Consider the following 18636-nt stretch of genomic DNA (forward strand, 5'->3'; position numbering starts at 1 on the left):
TTTTTGATTTTAAATTAGTTCCGTGTTTTGTTGCTGTCGTAGGTTTTACAGAACTCATATCAATAACTGTTGAACCTGATTTTAAGTTGTCTAGAAAATCTGAACTAGAAGTTATTGCATCTACCGCACTATCGTCAGTTAACATAGTAATGACAAAATCGCTGTCTTTAACTACATCACCTATAGTTTTTGAAATTTCTGCACCAAACTCTTTTAATGGTTCTGCTTTTTCTATTGATCGATTGAACGCTTTTAATTTAATTCCAGATTTTAATATATTTTTAGCCATTGGAAGGCCCATCAAGCCTGTTCCAATAAATCCAATTGTTATCATGGTTTAGGTTTAAACTCGTGGAAATTTTGTGTCATTGCTTCAGGGAAGAACATAACACATGCTAATACAATTAGCTGAATAACTATAAATGGAGCAAAACCTCTAAAAATATCTGTTAAAGATATGTGTGGGGGAGCAACCGATTTTAAATAGAAAGCGGCGGGCCCAAATGGTGGACTTAAAAATGAAACCTGCATATTTACACAGAATAATATTCCAAACCAAATCGGATCAAAACCAAGTGCAATTACAATTGGTAAAAACACTGGCATTGCTAATAATACAATTCCAACCCAATCCATAAATGCTCCCATGATTAAGAACATAATTTGCATCATGAAAATTAAATACATTGGTTTTAAATCATACGCTAAAATTGTTTCAGCTACATATTTTGGACCACCAGCAAGAGAATAAGCTCCTGCTAAAACTGTTGCACCAAAAGTAATTGTCAAAATAGTTCCAGATGCTTTAAACGTTCGTGTTAATGCATCCTTAAATAAAAACCATGTCAGCTCTTTTCTTGCAAAGATAATTATTAAAGTAGCAACAACACCCATTCCCGCAGCTTCAGTAATACCAGTCATTCCAGAATAAATTGAACCTAATACAATAATTACTATTCCAATTGGTGGAAGTAGACCTGGAAGGTAAGACATTTTCTCTTTTAAAGTTAAAGCCGGCTCATCACTCAATGGAGCTAAATGAGGTTGTAACCTTGTTCTAATAAGAATGTATGTAATGATTAAACCCGAGATCATTAAACCTGGAACAATTGCTTCTTGGAATAACATCGTAATAGAAGTCTCTGTTGTTAATCCATAAATAATTAAAACAATTGATGGAGGTATCATTGTTCCTAAAGATCCAGATGCACAAATAATACCAATAGACATGTCTTGATCATATTTAAGTCTTAACATTTGCGGTAATGCAATTAATCCTAATAAAACTATTTCTCCTCCAATAATTCCACTCATTGCAGCCATAATGGTTGCCATGATTGCAGTAACTACACCTACTCCACCTCTAGTTTTTCTTAACCATGCGTTTAAAGCATCATAAAGATCTCTTGCAATGTTCGAGCGTTCGAGCAAGGAGGCCATAAAGATAAATAAAGGTACTGACAAAAATGAATAAGTTACAACTAATGAGTAATACCTTGAAAGCAATATTCCTAATGCATGCTCACCTATATATAAAAATACCAGTACTGCACCCATAAAACCTGATGCAAATCCCATCGGAACACCAATAGATATTAGTGCTAATAATCCCACTATTAATATTATCGAAAGTGTTCCTATTTCAAATTCCATCTTACTTTAATTCTTTTGAAGGGTCGTATTGTTTCTCTTTTGGATTTCTCCAATCAATGATTAGGTTATTTACAGATTGAACTGCAATAAGAAATACACATAAAAGTGTAAGTGGTTTCATTGTAGCTGGAATTGGAGGATCCCAATAAGTTGCAAATCTCTCCCAGGTAGTGAAAGATCTGTGTGCATCTTCCCATCCACCATAAATTACTGCTGTAGCAAAAAGAACAATAATTATAGTACTAATTAAGTCAAAAATTCTTTGAGTTGGTCTTCCAACCCAGTCGTAAAGTAAAACTATTCTAATATGGCTTCTTAATCTTGTTGCATATATTCCACCAACTAAATAGCAAACACCCGCAAGCCACAAACATAACTCATTAGCCCATAAAGTTGGCTTAAATAAAACATATCTCATAAAAATTTCATACATCATCACAACTACAATTACAGGGATAAGATATTTTATTGTGTGACTTAAAAATAAGGAAACTCTATCAATCCAATTAATTGGAAAATCATCTTTACTCGCTACTTTTTCGTTTTGTTCTTGTAACTCTTTATCTATCATTGAGTAAAAATTTTAGATTTTATTCGAAGGGCCTTTTTCAGGCCCTTCAAAATTTATTTATTACATAATACCATTAGCTTTCATGTAAGCTTTGTGTATTTCGATTAAAGCCGCAGCTTCTGGAGATTTAGTCTTCCATTCTTCCCAAGCAGCAAGTGCAGCTGTTCTGAATTTAAGTCTATCTTCTCTAGACCAGTCATGAAGAGTAACGCCCATTTCTTTTAAAGCTTTTACAGCTTCAGCATTTTTTCTCTCAACTAAGCTAGTAATAGTTCTTCCAGCGATTTCTATTCCAGCTTTCATAGCACCTTTCTCATGAGGCTTTAACTTGTTCCATACTTTTGTGTTACAAGCTAAGTGGTCAGCCGGCATAGAGTGGAAACCTGGATATGTAGCATATTTATTTTGCTCATAGTGTCCACCAGCATAGTTAGTTGCTAAAGATGAATAGTCAGCACCATCGATTAGACCAGTTTGTAAAGCTGTAGGAACTTCACCAAAGTCCATAACGATTGGCTTAGCACCTAAAGTTGTAAAGATCATACTTTCCATTCCTGGAGGTGATCTAAATTTAAAGTCTTTCAATGAAGCAACATCTGGAATTGGTCTGCTAGATATTAAAGACTCGTGTCCTGGTATCCACCAACCAATTAAAGTCATTCCATATTTGTTGTATAATGCATCAACAGCTTCTTGAGCACCTGGGTAGTTCAAGAATTCATATTGTTGGTATGGGTTATCATATCCACCCATTACATCACCTGCGAATTGGAACGCTGCATTTTTACCAGTTTGGTAACCAGCACCAGTCATATCACAATCGATAATTCCAGTTTGTGCAGAGTTAAATACCTCAGCAGATTTACCTGTTACTGAAGATGAGTAGAACATTTCAATTTTCAAGCTTCCACCAGAAAACTTTTCTACATTTTTTGCGAACTGAGCCGCAACTTCACCATTTGGTGAGCTAGCAGTAAAGTGAGTTTCAATCTTTAAAGTCTTTGCATTTGCAGAGCCGAATAAAGCAACTGAAACCATAGCCACCGCTGCTAAAGTTTTAGATATTAATTTAAACATTATCTTCCTCTCGTTTATGTTTTTTCGAAAGTTAATCATAAATGATTTTCTATTTCAATTAAATCGGTTTAATTATTATATATAGAAATTATATATATTTTATAAACACAAAGACTAGAATTGTTCTAAACTACTTCTGAAATCAAGGGTTTTTTGTTAAAAAAACAATAAATATTATCAACTGCCATCATACTCATTGCAAGACGTGTTTCATGTGTCGCACTACCGACGTGAGGAAGGACAAAACAGTTATCTAATTGTAAGTATCTTTTATCTAAATTTGGTTCATTGTTAAAAACATCTAAGCCAGCTGCATAAATTTTTTTATTTTCTAATGCATCAATCAATGCATCGTCATCAATTGTTGAACCTCTTGATGTGTTTATAACGACCGCATGCTTAGGTAACAAACTAATTGTATCTTTATTAAGAATATATTTTGTTTCTGCGGTAGCTGGTGTGTGTATGCTTACAAAATCACAATTTGGTAACATAGAATTTAAATCTGAGTAATATTTTGCACCATCCTCTAAATCTGCAGACAACTTATTTCTATTATAATAAATTATTTTCATGCCAAATGCTTTTGCACTTTTAGCAGCCATTCGTCCTATTCGTCCCATACCAATAATACCTAAAGTTTTGCCAGTAACTGAATTACCAATCATAAATTTAGTTAAGTCAGGTTTTTGATTTTTCCAATTATCAGTTCTAACTAAATTATAAGCTTCGCCAATTCTTCTTGATGCAGCTAATATTAAAAGAATAGTTAGTTCTGCAACAGCTTCGTTTAATACATTGGGTGTATTGGTAACTTTTATTTTTTTTTCTAAAGCAGAGTTAACAGAGATATTATCGTACCCTACTCCTACCTGAGCAATGATTTTTAATTTACCATTCAGATTATTAAAAAAATTTTCTCCAATTTTATCAAATCCTGTAGAAATCATCCCATCATAGTTATTTATTATCTTAATTAACTCACTTTCTGGAATTGGCTCGTCTTTTGGATTTAATGTTACATCAAATTCTTTGCTTAATTTTTCTTCTGCTAAATCTGAAATTTTTCTAGAAACTAATATCTTGGGTTTCATTTAATGTGAGTCTCTAGGTAAACCTTTTGTATGAGATACATCCAAATATTTTCCTCTAGAATTAATACAAGCACCATCATCTAATTGACCTACAGTATTTCTGAATATTTCTTGCCAAGGTGTTTGATTATTTGCTTTAAATTTCTTTCTATTTTTTCTTCGCTTCTTAAACTCAGCCTGAGGAATTAGTAAATCAACCCTTCTCTTATTTAGATCAATTTTAATTTTATCACCTGTTTTAACTATTCCAAGATCTCCTCCAACTGCAGACTCTGGTGATACATGAAGTATTGAAGGACTTTCAGAAGTTCCACTTTGTCTTCCATCTCCTAAAGTAGGTAGATGTCTAATACCTTTTTTTAGCAATCTGTCAGGTGGTTGCATATTAACTACTTCTGCAGAACCTGGGTAGCCTACTGGACCACATCCTCTAACAATTAAAATTGAGTTCTCATCAATTTTTAATTTCTTGTCATTAAGTCTTTTGTGGTAATCCTCAGGACCTTCAAAAACAATTGCCTTACATTCAAAAGCATTAGGGTGTTTTGGGTTTGATAGATATTGATCTCTAAATTCTTTACTGATTACTGATGTTTTCATTATTGCAGATGAGAAGAAATTACTTCTCATAACTAAGAAACCAGCTTTTTCAGTTAGAGCATTTTTAAATGTTTTAATTACTTTGCTATCTACATCAATTTTCTTTTTCAAATTTTCACCTACTGTTTTTCCAGTTACAGTTTTTATATTGGTGTGAATTTTTTTATTCTTAATTAATTCTTTCATAACTGCTGGTATTGCCCCTGCTCTGTGAAAACTTTCCATTAAATATTCACCAGCTGGCTGACAGTTAACTAGCAAAGGAATATCGTGTCCTAATTTTTGCCAATCAGATAAATCAAACTTAATTCCCATATGTTTAGCTATTGCACTTAAATGTGTTGTGCAGTTACTTGATCCACCTATTGCGCTTGCAACTACTACTGCGTTTTCAAATGCTTTACGTGTCATAATTTTTGATGGTGTTAATTCTTCATGAACCATTCCAACAATTCTTTTTCCAGTTTCATATGAAATCTGTTCTCTTTCTCTATAAGGTGCAGGAATTACAGCTCCTCCAGGTAGGGACATGCCTAAAGCTTCTGCAACTGAATTCATAGAAGATGCTGTTCCCATAGTATTGCAATGACCAGCGCTTGGCGCAGAAGATGCAACCATGTCCATAAATTCTTCGTATTTAATTTCTCCCTTAGCTAACATTTTTCTAGCTTCCCAAACTACTAATCCAGATCCGGCAAGTTTTCCTTTGTAAACTCCATCTAACATTGGGCCACCTGAAAGAACTATTGCGGGAATATTAACTGTGGCTGCTGCCATTAATGCTGCAGGAGTAGTTTTATCACACCCTGTAGTTAAAATAACTCCATCGATTGGATAACCATATAAAACTTCTACCAAAGATAAATAAGATAGATTTCTGTCCAACATAGCTGTTGGTCTTTTTCCAGTTTCTTGAATAGGATGAGTTGGAAATTCCATTGGAATTCCTCCAGCTCTTCTGATCCCATCTTTAATTCTTTTTGTTAAAGACATAAAATGTCTGTTACATGGAGAAAGATCACTGCCTGATTGAGCAATACCTATAATTGGATTTCCAGATTGCAATTCTTTTCTTGTAAGACCATAATTTAAGTACCTTTCTAAATATAAAGCCGTCATGTCAGGGTTTTTTGGATTATTGAACCACTGTTGACTTCGGAAACTCTTTTTTCTTTTTTTAGGCATAATTAATATAATGGTTTGTTTAAGTTATTGGTTATATAATAAATTTATGAATAATCTAATAGTTTTAAATGGCAATGACAATGTTGGCGTAAGTCAATTTATCATACCAGAAAAAACTAAAATTGAAGGACATAATATAAGTACGTTGGATCCAATCCCTTTTGGTCACAAAGTATGTTTAAAAGAGATTAAAAAAGGTGATCCTATTATTAAATATGATCAAATTATTGGATTTGCTTTAAATGATATTAAACCTGGAGAACATGTTCACTCTCATAATTTAGAATTTAGAGAATTTAAAAGAGATTTCAAAGTAACTGATAAATCAAATAATATTGAAGAAAAAGCAGACACTTTTTTCAATGGAATATTAAGAGATAACGGCCAAGTAGCTACGAGAAATTATATTGGAATAGTGAGTACCGTTAATTGCTCTGCAACAGTTACTAAAATGATTGTTGAAAAAATAAAATATTCAGAAATTTTAAAAGATTATCCAAATATAGATGGAATTGTGCCTATTACTCACTCAACAGGATGTGGAATGAATACTGAAAGTGAGGGAATGCAAATTTTTCAAAGAACGATTGATGGTTTTAAAAATCATCCAAATTTTTCTCATGTTTTTGTTATAGGTTTAGGTTGTGAATGTGCTCAGGTAAGTTTATTTGATGAGTCTCTTAAAAAACACAATAGAATTCACTTCTTAACTATCCAAGATGAAGGTGGAACTAAAAAAATTGTTGATAAAGTATTATCTCAAATAAAAAATCTTTTATCTGAAGCAAATAATGTTCAAAGAACATCTCAGCCTGTTAGTCATTTAACTTTAGCCTTACAATGTGGAGGATCTGATGGTTATTCAGGAATTACAGCTAATCCTGCATTGGGAGTGGCTGCGGATCTTTTGGTTAAAAAAGGTGGAAGTTCAATTTTATCTGAAACTCCAGAAATTTATGGGGCAGAACATTTATTGATTAATAGAGCTAATTCACAAAAAACTGCAGATAAATTAATAAAAAGAATTGAGTGGTGGAGACATTATACATCAATAAACAATAGTTCTATGGATAATAACCCTGCACCTGGAAATAAAAAAGGAGGGCTTACAACTATTTTAGAAAAATCTTTAGGAGCAGTTGCTAAAGGTGGAAACTCAATTTTACAAGATGTATTGAATTATGCTGAACCTCTTAAAAATAAAGGTTTCAATTTTATGGATTCACCTGGATATGATCCAGTATCTGTTACAGGGCAAGTTGCATCAGGCGCAAATGTAATTTGTTTTACAACTGGAAGAGGATCTTGTTTTGGATGTAAGCCAGTACCAAGTTTAAAACTCTCAACTAATTCAGCAATGTTTGAAAAAATGTCGGAAGATATGGATATTAATTGTGGAACAATAGCTGAAGGAAAAGAAAAAGTTGAAGAAGTTGGTCAAAAAATATTTGAATTAGTAGTAAATACTGCATCAGGAAATAAATCTAAGAGTGAAATCAATGGCTACGGTGACGAGGAGTTTAATCCTTGGCAAGTAGGCGTTGTAATGTAAAAATTTTCCTAAAGTGCAAAATCAAACATCTTTATTAAATGTAATTTTATTAGCTGCTGGTGGTTTCTTTATGTTTGTTTGTATGGACTCTACAGCAAAATACCTGGGAACAGTAATGCCTGTTACACAAGCAATTTGGGGAAGATTTTTTTTTCATTTAGTATCTTTAATTGTATTTTTTTTAATATTTAAGCCGAAAGTAAACTTAAAAAAAAATTTTAAAGTTCAAATAATTAGATCATCATTAATGGTGACAGCTACATCGTTTATGTTTTTTTCTCTTCAAAAGTTTGACCTAGTAGATATTTATGTAGTTTTCTTTACAGCCCCATTAATCGTTGCTTTGCTTTCTGCTTATTTTTTAAAAGATATTTTGACTTTTAAAGGAATTCTTTTGATGCTCCTTAGTTTTAGTTCAATTGTTTATTCTTTAAGTCCTAGCATGAAAATATTTAGTATAGATTTAATTTTTCCAATTGTTCCACCTATATGTTGGGCACTTTACCAATTTTTTACAAAAGTTGTATCGAGTGATAACGATCCATTTGCAGCAATATTTTATACTTCTATTTTAGGAGCAATAATATTTAGTGTTTATATTTTTTTTAACTGGGAACCATTAAGTAATAATATTTTTTGGTTATACTTAGCACTGCTTGGTATTGCAGGCTTTGTAAGTCATTCTTTAATTATATATGCAATTCAATTATCAAATTTATCTTTTGTAACAAATTTTCAATATTCTCAATTAGTTTGGTCTACAATTTTTAATTTTTTCATTTTTGGTGTACCTTTTGATGTAAATAAGATTGCGGGTGTTGTGGGTGTAATAATATTTGGTTTATTATTTATAAGAACTGAAGGTAAAAAAAGTTAAATTAGGAGGTTGGATGAAAAATATTGGTTTTATTGGTGTTGGTTATATGGGTTATGGAATTGCTAAAAACATCATTAAGCACAAAAATAATCTTTTTGTAATTGCTAACAAAAATCGTAAACCTATTGAAAAGATAGCAAGTGAGGGAGCTGTAGAAGTTAAATCATTTGAAGATTTTGCGTCTAAAAATTTAGATGCTATATTTATGTGTGTTACCAACACACCTATTGCAAAATCTATTTCGGAGAAATTATCAAATATATTAAGTAATAAAACAATTGTGATTGATATTACTACTCACAATAAAACTGGCTCTATTGAAACTGAGACAATTTTTAAATCAAATAATATTAACTACGTTGAATGCCCAGTAATGGGGGGGCCTGTTCAAGCAGAAGAAGGTGTTTTAGGCGGTATTGTCGGAGCGTCAGATGAAAATTTTAAAATAGCAGAGCCTTATTTTAATATATTTTGTAAGGATTATTTTCATTTTGGTCCAGTAGGTATGGGTGCAAAATCAAAACTTTTAAATAACTTTTTGTCTTTAGGAAATGGAGCATTAGTAAATCATTTAGCAAAATGTGCTACTGGATTAGGATTAGATCTAAAAAAAGTATTTGATGTTGCAAAGCTAGGATCTGGAAACTCTGCTGCTCTGAACAGAGTTTTTGATAATTTGCTTAAAGGTGATTACACAGGATTTAAATTTACCGCAAGTAACTCTGTTAAAGATTTAACTTACATTCAGGATCTTTTAAAAGATTTTCCTGAAGCTGAAAAAGTTGCTGAACTAAATAAAAATTATTTTCAAAAAGCTGTTGATGATGGTTATGGAGAAAATTTTATTAGTGAATTAATTAATAAAAAATAATTGAAGGAAGTTAAATAAGATATCGGGAATCTACTAAAGCAGTAGGTTGTATTCAACTTATATATTTGCATTAAATACAAATAAATTTATTGAAAATAATTTTGATATAATTACCTTTTTATATGAAGGAGGTTTATGTTAAAATTGCTACCACCTGATACTTAGCTGAAGATCTTTAGATATAAAAAAACTTAAAATAATAAAATCCGTTTGGATTTAATGCCAAAGAGGCGATAAAAAGGGAGCTCTTTAGGTATCAACTAAAGAGCGAACCCTTAAAAAAATTAATTTTTAGACTTTAATATTTCTAGGGGAAGTGGTGCTTCTGGATATTTTTTTTCACACAACTTTTCATAAATTTCACAAAAGTTAAAAATTGTTTTTACAACTTCGTTTTCATCTTTTGAGTTTAATTTTGTAATTAACATATCTCGATCTTTTTCTAACTCTTTAATTTGTTCCCCTGAAAAAAATTCTCCAGTTTCTATTTCCCAGTAAGTATCCTCTAATTCTACTTCACTTAATTCATTTAATTTTTTTTGTAACATTATAATTGTTTCATCATCAGTTTCTGTATTTCTCATAGGAGAATTTTTTAATTTGCCCAAACATTTATCTCTTAAACCATCAATAAAATGATCATAAGGTTTTCCTAAACTTAATTCTTTAAAATGATTACTAATAAAATATTTTTTTATTGCTGAATCTGTAGAAATTTTTTCTTTACCCTTAATTATTGCAACTTGAACATATATCTCTTGAGAAACGTATTCCTCTATATGATCTGTTACTGATACTGGAAGCATTGTTTATTTTAAGATTTTAGCCTATCGTTATTTGAATCAAAAGCAGGTTCATCAATAACTTTTGATTTAACATCTTTTCCTTGGATTTTAATCAAAAACTCATTTCCAACTTTTGCTAATTCAGTTTTGACATATCCAAAAGCTAAACTTTTGTTTACTCTATACCCGTATGCACCTGATGTGGTAAGACCTACTATATTACCATTAGAGAAAATTGGTTCATTTCCATGAGCATCTGCATCTACAGCATCGACTTCCATATAAACTAATTTAATTTTTGGACCATTTTTTATTAAATTCGATACAATTTTGGATCCTTTAAATTCAGATTTTTTTTCAATATTAAAAAATCTTTCCAAGCCTGCTTCAACTACACTAATTTCTGGAGTTAATTCTGATCCCCAACCTCTGTATCCCTTCTCAATTCTCATAGAATTCATTGCATGAGCCCCAAAATCTATAATATCAAATTCCTTACCAGCTTCGCTTAATAACTCATATAGTTTTTCCATATCTTTAAAGTCATGATGCAACTCCCAGCCAAGTTCACCCATATAGTTTACTCTTAAGGCTGTTACATTAATGTCGCCTAAACTTACTTCCTTACTTTTTAACCAAGGGAAATTTTCATTTCCTAAATCTGTATCTGTTAATTTTTGTAAAACCATTCTTGATTTTGGTCCTATGATACCTATTACACCTTTATCTAAAGTTATATTTTTAATTTCAACTTTTTCGTTTTCTCTTTTATTTTGATTTAGCCAATCCAAATCTCTAATTTCCGATACCGCACCTGATAATGCATAATAATGGTTATCTTTTAATTTAGTTAAAGTTAGTTCAGTTTGAATTCTTCCAATATCATTTAAAAGATGAGTTAAAACAATACTTCCATCTTTTTTTGGAACTCTATTAACACAAAGTCTTTCTAAAAAGTTATAACTATCTTCTCCATTAATTTCATATTTTGAAAAAGTTGATAGATCAATCAAGCCTACATTATTATGAACATGTAGACATTCTTTTTGAATGATAGGAAATAAATTATTTCTTTTATAACTTAATTCTTCTTTAGTATTATCTTTATTAAACCAAGCTGGTTTTTCCCATCCATATAAATCAAAATATTCAGCACCTTTTTCTTTTAACTTTTGGTAAATTGGTGTTGTTTTCATTGGTCTTCCAACCTCTACAACATCATTAGGCATTGGAGTTACGTACATTCTTCGATATTGCTCTTTTGATTTTTCAATTGAATAATTTTTATCAACCCAACTCATGTATCTTCTTGGTTCAAATTCCATCATATTTATTTCTGAGTCACCATGTACAATCCACTGAGCCATATATTTTCCAGCTCCCCCTCCATGAGCAATTCCAATACTTGCTGCACAAAACATCCAAAAGTTTTTAAGTCCGGGTGCAGGACCAGCTAAAAAATTATCATCAGGTGTATGTGTAATAGGACCACATATAATTCTTTTAATACCTACATCTTTAAACTGTGGAATACGATCCATTCCTTTCTCTAAGTGTTCTGCAATTCTATCAAGATCTGGATCCAACAACTCCATATCAAATTTCCAATCCATTCCATCTAAAGCCCAAGCTGCCACATCTTTTTCATAAGGACCAATTAAAAGTCCTTTGCCCTCTTGTCTTAGATAAGAAGAAGAGTCTGGATCTCTTACAACTGGTAATTCTTTGCTTAATTTTTCTATTTCAGGATGAGCTTCTGTAACTAAGTATTGATGGATCATATTTATACTTGGAACATTTTTTAAACCAACCATCTGTGCTACTTCTGGACAAAAACTTCCTGCAGCATTAACAACATGCTCACAAACAATATCACCCTTTTCAGTAATTACTTTCCACTCTCCTGAAGGCAATTGTTCAATATCAGTTACTCTATTTTTTCTATAAATTTTGGCTCCTCCATTTCTTGCTCCTTTAGCCATTGCATTTGTTGTGCTAGTTGGATCTGTATAGCCATCTTCTGTAGTTAAAAAAGCACCTTTAATTCCATCTAACTTTATAAAAGGATGATATTGATGAATTTCCTCTGTTGATATAATTGAGCATGGAGAACCAGCTATATCTAAAATTCCTTTAGTATAATCAAACCACTCAAGATCCTCTTTGGTATATGCTAACCTTAAACTCCCTGTTTCATGAAATCCTGTTGGTTGCTCAGTTTCTTTTTCTAATAACTTATAGAGGTTAGTTGAATGAAGATGAATTTTTGCAAGATTTAAACTCGTTAACATATGAGGACATTGACCTGCAGCATGCCAAGTTGATCCAGAAGTAAGTTCACTTTTTTCAATTAAAACTACATCACTCCATCCTTCTTTTGTAAGATGATAGAGTAAACTAACTCCCATTATACCACCGCCAACAATTACAAGCTTTGCGTGAGACTGAATTTTATCCATAAAAAAAGAAACTACTTAGATTTTAAATTAATTAAACAAAATTAATTTTAGTTAACCAAAATGGGTATATGAATTTATTAATGTGGTTTTCTATATTTGGAATGACAGGCCTTACAATTCGCCCACATTAATTTTCCTAGAGTTCCTCTGATATCATCTGCATCTTCTATAATAGAAGTGAGTTTAATCATATCATCAGCAGATTTTTGCATTAATGCGTTGAAAGTATCTTTTTCTTCCCAAATTATAGGTAGTGCTTCTGTTTTAAATCCTTCTTTAGAATTTTCTGGAAATAGATCTAATAAAGTAATGTAATTTTCACTCATTTCTTTCATTAGTTCTATCGCTTCATCAAAATCTCCATTTGAAGAAAAAGATTGTACCCTCTTAGCGGTTCTATAATTCTTACCAAATAGTGCTTTTCTACTTTTAATAATATCTTCTACTGACAACTCAGCATTAGCTAATGAGCCAGAAAACACCATAATTAAAGATAATATTATTGTACCAAAGACCTTCTTGGTATGTTTTAATAAGTTATGCATGTTAAGAACACCTTAACAGAATATGGACTGATTTCAAAGTTAATGCACTGGTTAAGTGCAATCTTGCTTTTAATTCAAATTCCTCTTGGCTTTTATTTAGTTGGTTTAGATTTTGGTGAGGAAAGAATAACTATTGAAAACATTCATGTATTGATTGGTCTTGGAATATTTTACGTTATAATTTTTAGATTACTTAATAATTTGATTAATCCTGTTCCAAAGTTAGGACCTGCTACTTTTATCGGGCAAAGGTTTATTGCTAAACTAAATCATTTATTGTTATACATCACAGTCTTATCAATAACTATTTCAGGAATATTGAAGAAACTATTTAATGGTGAACCTTTGGCGATTTTTTTAAAAGAAATAAAAATAAAAGACAATTTTGAACTTGCTGATCAATTTTATAACATTCATATAATATCAAACTATGTACTTATTGGTTTAGTTGCTTTACATGTAAGTGCCGTAATAATTCATAAATTATTCTTTAAAGAAAATTTATTAAAAAAAATATTATAATAATTAATCATCAGACATGGAAAAATCATCTATTGGATATATTTTAAAATTATCTATTCCAATTTTTTTTGCCAACTTGGCTATTCCATTAGTGGCAATTATTGACACGTCTTTAATGGGTAACTTAGGTAATGTTTCTTATTTATCTGCAACCTCTGTTGCAGCAAATTTATTTTCAATGATTTTTTGGAGCTTTGGATTTTTAAGAATGGGAACAGTCGGTATGGTTTCTCAAGCTAATGGTGCTGAAAATTATAAAGAAATTATTAATATTGTTTTAAGAAATTTGTTATTTGTAATTATACTTTCTATTGTCTTATTTTTTGCTCAAAATTTAATTCTTAAGATAAGTTTACAAATATTTGATCTAAATTCACAAACTACTTCTTTTTATGAGGAATATTTTAAAATTAGAATTTATTCAGCTCCAGGCGAACTTACTCTTTATATTATAACAGGTTTTTTTGTTGGATTACAAAAAACTAAAATTTCAAGTATTGCAGTAGGATTTTTCTCAATATTAAATATTATATTGAGCATAATTCTCGTAACTCAATACAATTTAAATATTAAAGGTGTTGCTTATGGAACTCTTTTTTCTGGGATAATTACCTCTACTGTTTTTTTAATTTATACTTTTTTTTATTTAAACAAGCTCACAAAAATTAATTTTATAATAAGAGAAATTATTGATCTAAATAAATTAAAAAATATTTTTAATATTAATTTTAATATTTTTATTCGAACTATATTGCTTACTTTTTCTTTTTTGTGGTTCACATACCTTGGATCAAAAATTGGAGAAGAGTATATCGCTGCTAACGCGATATTAATTAATCTTGTCTTTCTATCAGCATTCATTTTAGATGCTTACGCATTTTCAACTGAAGGAATTATTGGTTATTCATTGGGTAAAAAAGATAAAAATTTATACAGTTCAATTGTTAAAAATTCTTTTATTTTAAGTTCAGTTACAGGCTTAGGTATTTCTGTTGTTTATTATTTTATTCATAAGAATGTGATTTATATGATGTCTGATATTGATTTAATTAGATCTTTAAGTTTAGATTATTCAATTTGGATGATTATCTTGCCTTTTTTTGCATCTTTTTGTTATCAATTTGATGGTATTTTCATTGGAGCCTCTCAAACAAAAGAAATTAGAAATGCTATGTTTTTTTCTGTTTCTTTATATTTATTAATTTCTTTAGTTCTAACAAATTACATTTCAAATCATGGGGTATGGATATCGTTAACAATATTTATGATCTTGAGAGCTTTGTCTTTATATTATTATTTAAACAGGATTTATTTAAGATTTAATGACAGTTAATCCCGTATTTTTTTAATCTCCAATAATTGTAGGGCCATGGAGTTAAAAAACCTACTATCAGCATAATCGGAATAACCCACCAAGTTAAAATGGCACCACCTGTTAAAACAAAGTCAGTCAAATTCATCATCACTTCCATGCTAATCATTGAAATCAAACTCATTCCAGAAGCTGTCTTCAAAGCATTATTAAATTCAAAACCTTGTCTCATTAGAATTACTGTTTCTAATATTATACTTGTGATTAAACCGTTTATTATTGCTAGAATCATTATACCTAATACTGGAAAAGGAATTTGTGTAAGTTGAAAAAATAAAATTGTTCCAAAATCTCCGATGGCACAACCTAATAGACACCATGCTGTATTCTTTGCACTTCTTCTCCAAGTATGTTTACAAGACCAATGAAAAGTTGATGCTGTCATTAGTTAATTTCTAATCCTTTTTTTTTCCATTTTTCTAAACCACCAATTAAGTGAAAGCAGTTACCAAAATTATATGATTTAGAAATCTGAACTGCCAAAGTAGATCTGTGTCCATGAGCACAGTAAAAAAGAATTTTTTTATTTTTTAAGCTATCTTTATTTTTCTCAATATAGTCATGCATAGAAGGAAATGGGACTATATAACTGTTATCTAATTTACCTTCTTTATCTATTTCATTTTGTTCTCTTAAATCTATCAGAACTGTATTCTCTTCTTTTTTAATCTTGTTAAACTCCTCTGGCTCAATTCCATTGTTTACTTTTTGACGGTTTAAATCAATGCCCAACTTGAGATTACTTGGAACTGCAACATCCATCATTTTGGGATCTGGTAAATTTAAATTGTTCATAATATCTACATACTCTTCTACTGATTTTACCTGTAATCTTGGATTAAATTGTCTTTCTTCTATAATAGTACTTACCATTTCTCCTTTATAATCATGAGCTGGATAAACTAGAGTTTGATCAGGTAGTTTTAATAATTTGTTAAATATTGAATTATAAGAGTCTTTAGGATCTCCGTTTTGAAAATCTGTTCTACCAGTCCCTCTAATTAATAATGTATCTCCTGTAAACACCCTATCACCCATCAAAAAACTAAAGCTCTCAGAAGTATGACCTGGAGTATATAAAGCTTGTAGCTCAATTCCATCTATTTTGATTATCTCTTCATCTGATACTCTCATTGCTACTACATCGGCAGGAGTTTTATTCCCCATAACAGTTACACAATTAGTTTTATCTCTTAGTTCAGCAATTCCAGAAATATGATCTGCGTGAATATGGGTATCTATCACCTTTACTAATTTTAAATCTAATTGATTTAACAAATTAATATACTGATCAACTTTTTCTAAGACTGGGTCTATTATTAAAGCTTCACGTCCTCTTCCAGATGCAATTAAATAAGTATAAGTACTAGAGACACTATCGAATATCTGTCTAAAGATCATTTTAGATAAATATCAAAAACCAATAAGAAATTAAACCAGACAAAATAGTTGCGATTATATTTCTTGAAAAATAACCAACAATTACAGCAACAATTGCAGCAAATATTTTAGGGTCATCCATTTCAATAAACTGACCGTAGTCATTTATAAAAATACCTGGAAAAATTATTGCAGGAAATACTGCTGATGGAACATAAGCTAACACAGCTTTTATTTTATCTCCCAACATGTCTCTACTCACTAGAGCTACCATCGTCATTCTAGTAAAGTAAGTTAATATTCCTGCAACAATAATTGATAACCAAGTCATTTTATTTTTTTAATCTCAATATTAAAGCTGCAACAAACAAAGCAAGTATAGGTGAAATAATTATATAAGATCTAAATGGAGCATCATAAAATAATAACGAACTCAATCCACATACAATCATTACAATTAAGTGATCAATTTTTTTTAAATCTTCTATTACGATAGCTATAAACGTAAGTGGTATTGCAAATTTTAATCCAAGTTCCTCTGGAACAAATGAACCTAAAATGATTCCTGACAATGTAGCAATTTGCCAACAAACCCACATCGTGCAACCTGTACCAATCAAATGATAATGTAAGTATTGCTCCGATTTATTTTTTTTAAAAAATTTATTAGATTCTGCAAAACCTTGATCAACAATGATATAAGAGATTAATAATTTTTTTATTAGTGATAATTTTTCTAAGTACTCTGATAAAACTGCTCCATACAAAAGATGTCTTGAATTAATAACACCAACAGATGTTGCTGCCACTAATCCAGATGCACCGCCTGATAATAATTGTAAAAAAACAATTTGTGACGCACCGCCAAAAATTATTATAGACATCGCATAAACTAATAATGGGTCAAATCCCAATTCAACACCGATAGCTCCACAAATTATTCCAAATGGAATCACAGACAACATGTGTGGAGAAATATCAAGCATACCCCTCGTAAATAATTGTTTTTTTGTAAGCATTTATTTGGGTTCTATTAAAAACAAACTATGTGATCAATATTTATCGGTCGTTTAATACCAAATTTTTCATCAATTTCATGTTGATGGACATGATGCGAATGAACAAAAACAGGAATTAATAAATCACTACTGGTTTTTAGAGTATATATAAAATTTGTTCCCCTAAACTTTCTATCTACTACTTCTAATTTTAAATTGCTTTTATCGTCATGTTCTAGATCTTCTGGTTGTAACAACAACTGTACTTTAGATCCTTTTGGATAATGTTTTGTAAAATTACCTTTAATTGTTCCTAAATCATCATTTTCTAGAGTATTTTCATCTGTAACTTTTGCAGGAATTAATATTCCTCTATTTAAAAAATTAACTACATCAACAGAATTTGGGAAGTGATAAACATTATAGGGATCATCAAATTGTTTAAGTTCTCCGTCTAAAATAATTCCACATTTGTTACCTAGATAGAATGCTTCGTAAGAGTCGTGAGTAACAATTATTGTTGTAATTTTTAATTCTTTTAAAATTTGCTTTAACTTTACTTGTATTTCCTCTTTGAAACTTTGATCTATATTTGACAACGGTTCATCTAAAAGTAACAAATCAGGATTTGATAACAAAGATCTAGCTAAAGAGGCTCTTTGAGCTTCTCCAGAGCTAATTTCATGAGGATATTTTTCTAAGATTTTTTCTAAATGTAGAAATTTCACTATTTCTTTAAAGTTTAGACCTTTCTTCTTTTTTTTATTTCTCTCAGCGCCAAAATTAATATTTTCCATAACATTGTAATGAGGAAATAGAGAGTTATCTTGAAAAGCCAAAGATATATTTCTATCCTCGGGTTCAACATGGCTTTCTTTAGATGAAATAATTTTATTTTTTAAGATAATTTTACCAGACTGAATTTTTTCAAGTCCAGCTATTGTTCTTAAAATTGTAGTTTTTCCAATTCCAGAAGGGCCTAGCAAACAAACTATGTCTCCTTCATTTTCAATATTAAATGAAACATTGGTTACTTTATTTTTAGAGCTTGCAGCAAAAGTAACATTCTCAATTTCTAAAAAATTATTTCTCATT

General features: G+C 30.5%; 19 protein-coding genes. 5 read left to right on the plus strand and 14 right to left on the minus strand.

Going from position 1 to position 18636, the window contains the following annotated elements:
- The 6 genes from AMN99_RS01720 to AMN99_RS01745 all read right to left on the minus strand — a co-directional run.
- Positions 1–334: NAD(P)-dependent oxidoreductase (locus AMN99_RS01720; protein WP_179850426.1), on the minus strand; the 334-nt coding region annotated here is incomplete at its 3' end.
- Positions 331–1653 (minus strand): TRAP transporter large permease, encoded by a 1323-nt coding sequence (locus tag AMN99_RS01725; RefSeq protein ID WP_075506115.1) that lies wholly within the window; start codon positions 1651–1653, stop codon positions 331–333. The genes AMN99_RS01725 and AMN99_RS01720, both read right to left, overlap by 4 nt.
- Before the next feature lies 1 nt (position 1654).
- Positions 1655–2224: a TRAP transporter small permease subunit gene (locus AMN99_RS01730; RefSeq protein ID WP_075506116.1), complete on the minus strand. Its 570-nt coding sequence runs from the start codon at positions 2222–2224 to the stop codon at positions 1655–1657.
- Positions 2225–2284: 60 nt separating this feature from the next.
- Complete coding sequence (dctP, locus tag AMN99_RS01735; protein WP_075506117.1) at positions 2285–3301, minus strand: TRAP transporter substrate-binding protein DctP; 1017 nt, start codon at positions 3299–3301, stop codon at positions 2285–2287.
- 125 nt (positions 3302–3426) lie between these two features.
- Positions 3427–4395, minus strand: a complete 969-nt coding sequence (locus AMN99_RS01740; protein ID WP_075506118.1) for a 2-hydroxyacid dehydrogenase — start codon at positions 4393–4395, stop codon at positions 3427–3429.
- Complete coding sequence (locus AMN99_RS01745; RefSeq protein ID WP_075506119.1) at positions 4396–6180, minus strand: IlvD/Edd family dehydratase; 1785 nt, start codon at positions 6178–6180, stop codon at positions 4396–4398. It lies immediately after the preceding gene.
- A gap of 46 nt (positions 6181–6226) precedes the next feature.
- Between AMN99_RS01745 and AMN99_RS01750 the strand changes: the two genes are divergently transcribed.
- From AMN99_RS01750 to AMN99_RS01760, 3 genes are read left to right on the plus strand one after another with little or no spacing between them, the layout of a single operon-like run.
- Positions 6227–7732: a UxaA family hydrolase gene (locus AMN99_RS01750; RefSeq protein WP_075506294.1), complete on the plus strand. Its 1506-nt coding sequence runs from the start codon at positions 6227–6229 to the stop codon at positions 7730–7732.
- Positions 7733–7745: 13 nt separating this feature from the next.
- Positions 7746–8609 carry a DMT family transporter gene (locus tag AMN99_RS01755; RefSeq protein WP_075506120.1) on the plus strand — a complete coding sequence of 288 codons (864 nt, stop codon included), beginning with the start codon at positions 7746–7748 and terminating at the stop codon, positions 8607–8609.
- A gap of 13 nt (positions 8610–8622) precedes the next feature.
- Complete coding sequence (locus AMN99_RS01760) at positions 8623–9480, plus strand: NAD(P)-dependent oxidoreductase (RefSeq protein ID WP_075506121.1); 858 nt, start codon at positions 8623–8625, stop codon at positions 9478–9480.
- A 284-nt stretch (positions 9481–9764) separates the two neighbouring features.
- On the opposite strand, the gene AMN99_RS01765 is transcribed toward AMN99_RS01760, so the two are convergent.
- The 3 genes from AMN99_RS01765 to AMN99_RS01775 form a co-directional block, all read right to left on the minus strand.
- Entirely contained in the window at positions 9765–10286 is a 522-nt protein-coding gene (locus AMN99_RS01765; RefSeq protein ID WP_075506122.1) for a hypothetical protein, read from the minus strand.
- 8 nt (positions 10287–10294) lie between these two features.
- The gene (locus AMN99_RS01770; protein ID WP_075506123.1) at positions 10295–12724 is read right to left on the minus strand and encodes an FAD-dependent oxidoreductase; all 2430 of its coding nucleotides are present in this window, start codon (positions 12722–12724) and stop codon (positions 10295–10297) included.
- A gap of 77 nt (positions 12725–12801) precedes the next feature.
- Positions 12802–13269 carry a c-type cytochrome gene (locus tag AMN99_RS01775; protein ID WP_075506124.1) on the minus strand — a complete coding sequence of 156 codons (468 nt, stop codon included), beginning with the start codon at positions 13267–13269 and terminating at the stop codon, positions 12802–12804.
- Between AMN99_RS01775 and AMN99_RS01780 the strand changes: the two genes are divergently transcribed.
- Together AMN99_RS01780 and AMN99_RS01785 are read left to right on the plus strand one after the other, a co-directional pair.
- Positions 13264–13791 carry a cytochrome b gene (locus tag AMN99_RS01780; RefSeq protein ID WP_075506125.1) on the plus strand — a complete coding sequence of 176 codons (528 nt, stop codon included), beginning with the start codon at positions 13264–13266 and terminating at the stop codon, positions 13789–13791. The genes AMN99_RS01775 and AMN99_RS01780 overlap by 6 nt on opposite strands.
- 16 nt (positions 13792–13807) lie before the next feature.
- Positions 13808–15124, plus strand: coding sequence for an MATE family efflux transporter (locus tag AMN99_RS01785; RefSeq protein ID WP_075506126.1), 1317 nt, complete (start codon positions 13808–13810; stop codon positions 15122–15124).
- Here AMN99_RS01785 and AMN99_RS01790 read toward each other — a convergent pair.
- Genes AMN99_RS01790 through AMN99_RS01810 form a run of 5 tightly spaced genes read right to left on the minus strand, consistent with a single transcriptional unit; the run spans position 15111 to position 18635 of the window.
- Positions 15111–15548 (minus strand): DUF4396 domain-containing protein, encoded by a 438-nt coding sequence (locus AMN99_RS01790; RefSeq protein ID WP_075506127.1) that lies wholly within the window; start codon positions 15546–15548, stop codon positions 15111–15113. The genes AMN99_RS01785 and AMN99_RS01790 overlap by 14 nt on opposite strands.
- Positions 15548–16564, minus strand: coding sequence for an MBL fold metallo-hydrolase (locus AMN99_RS01795; protein ID WP_075506128.1), 1017 nt, complete (start codon positions 16562–16564; stop codon positions 15548–15550). The genes AMN99_RS01790 and AMN99_RS01795 overlap by 1 nt, the downstream gene beginning before the upstream one ends.
- A 1-nt stretch (position 16565) precedes the next feature.
- Complete coding sequence (locus AMN99_RS01800; protein WP_075506129.1) at positions 16566–16874, minus strand: AzlD domain-containing protein; 309 nt, start codon at positions 16872–16874, stop codon at positions 16566–16568.
- 1 nt (position 16875) lies between these two features.
- The gene (locus tag AMN99_RS01805) at positions 16876–17562 is read right to left on the minus strand and encodes an AzlC family ABC transporter permease (protein WP_075506130.1); all 687 of its coding nucleotides are present in this window, start codon (positions 17560–17562) and stop codon (positions 16876–16878) included.
- 14 nt (positions 17563–17576) lie between these two features.
- Positions 17577–18635, minus strand: a complete 1059-nt coding sequence (locus AMN99_RS01810) for an ABC transporter ATP-binding protein (RefSeq protein ID WP_075506131.1) — start codon at positions 18633–18635, stop codon at positions 17577–17579.
- Position 18636: the final 1 nt, after the last annotated feature.

This window comes from Candidatus Pelagibacter communis (assembly GCF_001180225.1).
Lineage (GTDB): Bacteria > Pseudomonadota > Alphaproteobacteria > Pelagibacterales > Pelagibacteraceae > Pelagibacter > Pelagibacter ubique_D.

Excerpts from the sequence above, each read along its gene's own strand:
- AMN99_RS01800 (WP_075506129.1), bottom strand. The coding sequence starts at position 16,874 with ATGACTTGGTTATCAATTATTGTTGCAGGAATATTAACTTACTTTACT.
- AMN99_RS01740 (WP_075506118.1), bottom strand. The coding sequence starts at position 4,395 with ATGAAACCCAAGATATTAGTTTCTAGAAAAATTTCAGATTTAGCAGAA.
- AMN99_RS01785 (WP_075506126.1), top strand. The coding sequence starts at position 13,808 with ATGGAAAAATCATCTATTGGATATATTTTAAAATTATCTATTCCAATT.
- AMN99_RS01795 (WP_075506128.1), bottom strand. The coding sequence starts at position 16,564 with ATGATCTTTAGACAGATATTCGATAGTGTCTCTAGTACTTATACTTAT.
- AMN99_RS01765 (WP_075506122.1), bottom strand. The coding sequence starts at position 10,286 with ATGCTTCCAGTATCAGTAACAGATCATATAGAGGAATACGTTTCTCAA.
- AMN99_RS01780 (WP_075506125.1), top strand. The coding sequence starts at position 13,264 with ATGCATGTTAAGAACACCTTAACAGAATATGGACTGATTTCAAAGTTA.
- AMN99_RS01760 (WP_075506121.1), top strand. The coding sequence starts at position 8,623 with ATGAAAAATATTGGTTTTATTGGTGTTGGTTATATGGGTTATGGAATT.
- AMN99_RS01805 (WP_075506130.1), bottom strand. The coding sequence starts at position 17,562 with ATGCTTACAAAAAAACAATTATTTACGAGGGGTATGCTTGATATTTCT.
- AMN99_RS01770 (WP_075506123.1), bottom strand. The coding sequence starts at position 12,724 with ATGGATAAAATTCAGTCTCACGCAAAGCTTGTAATTGTTGGCGGTGGT.
- AMN99_RS01750 (WP_075506294.1), top strand. The coding sequence starts at position 6,227 with ATGAATAATCTAATAGTTTTAAATGGCAATGACAATGTTGGCGTAAGT.
- dctP (WP_075506117.1), bottom strand. The coding sequence starts at position 3,301 with ATGTTTAAATTAATATCTAAAACTTTAGCAGCGGTGGCTATGGTTTCA.
- AMN99_RS01810 (WP_075506131.1), bottom strand. The coding sequence starts at position 18,635 with ATGAGAAATAATTTTTTAGAAATTGAGAATGTTACTTTTGCTGCAAGC.
- AMN99_RS01725 (WP_075506115.1), bottom strand. The coding sequence starts at position 1,653 with ATGGAATTTGAAATAGGAACACTTTCGATAATATTAATAGTGGGATTA.
- AMN99_RS01775 (WP_075506124.1), bottom strand. The coding sequence starts at position 13,269 with ATGCATAACTTATTAAAACATACCAAGAAGGTCTTTGGTACAATAATA.
- AMN99_RS01745 (WP_075506119.1), bottom strand. The coding sequence starts at position 6,180 with ATGCCTAAAAAAAGAAAAAAGAGTTTCCGAAGTCAACAGTGGTTCAAT.
- AMN99_RS01730 (WP_075506116.1), bottom strand. The coding sequence starts at position 2,224 with ATGATAGATAAAGAGTTACAAGAACAAAACGAAAAAGTAGCGAGTAAA.
- AMN99_RS01790 (WP_075506127.1), bottom strand. The coding sequence starts at position 15,548 with ATGACAGCATCAACTTTTCATTGGTCTTGTAAACATACTTGGAGAAGA.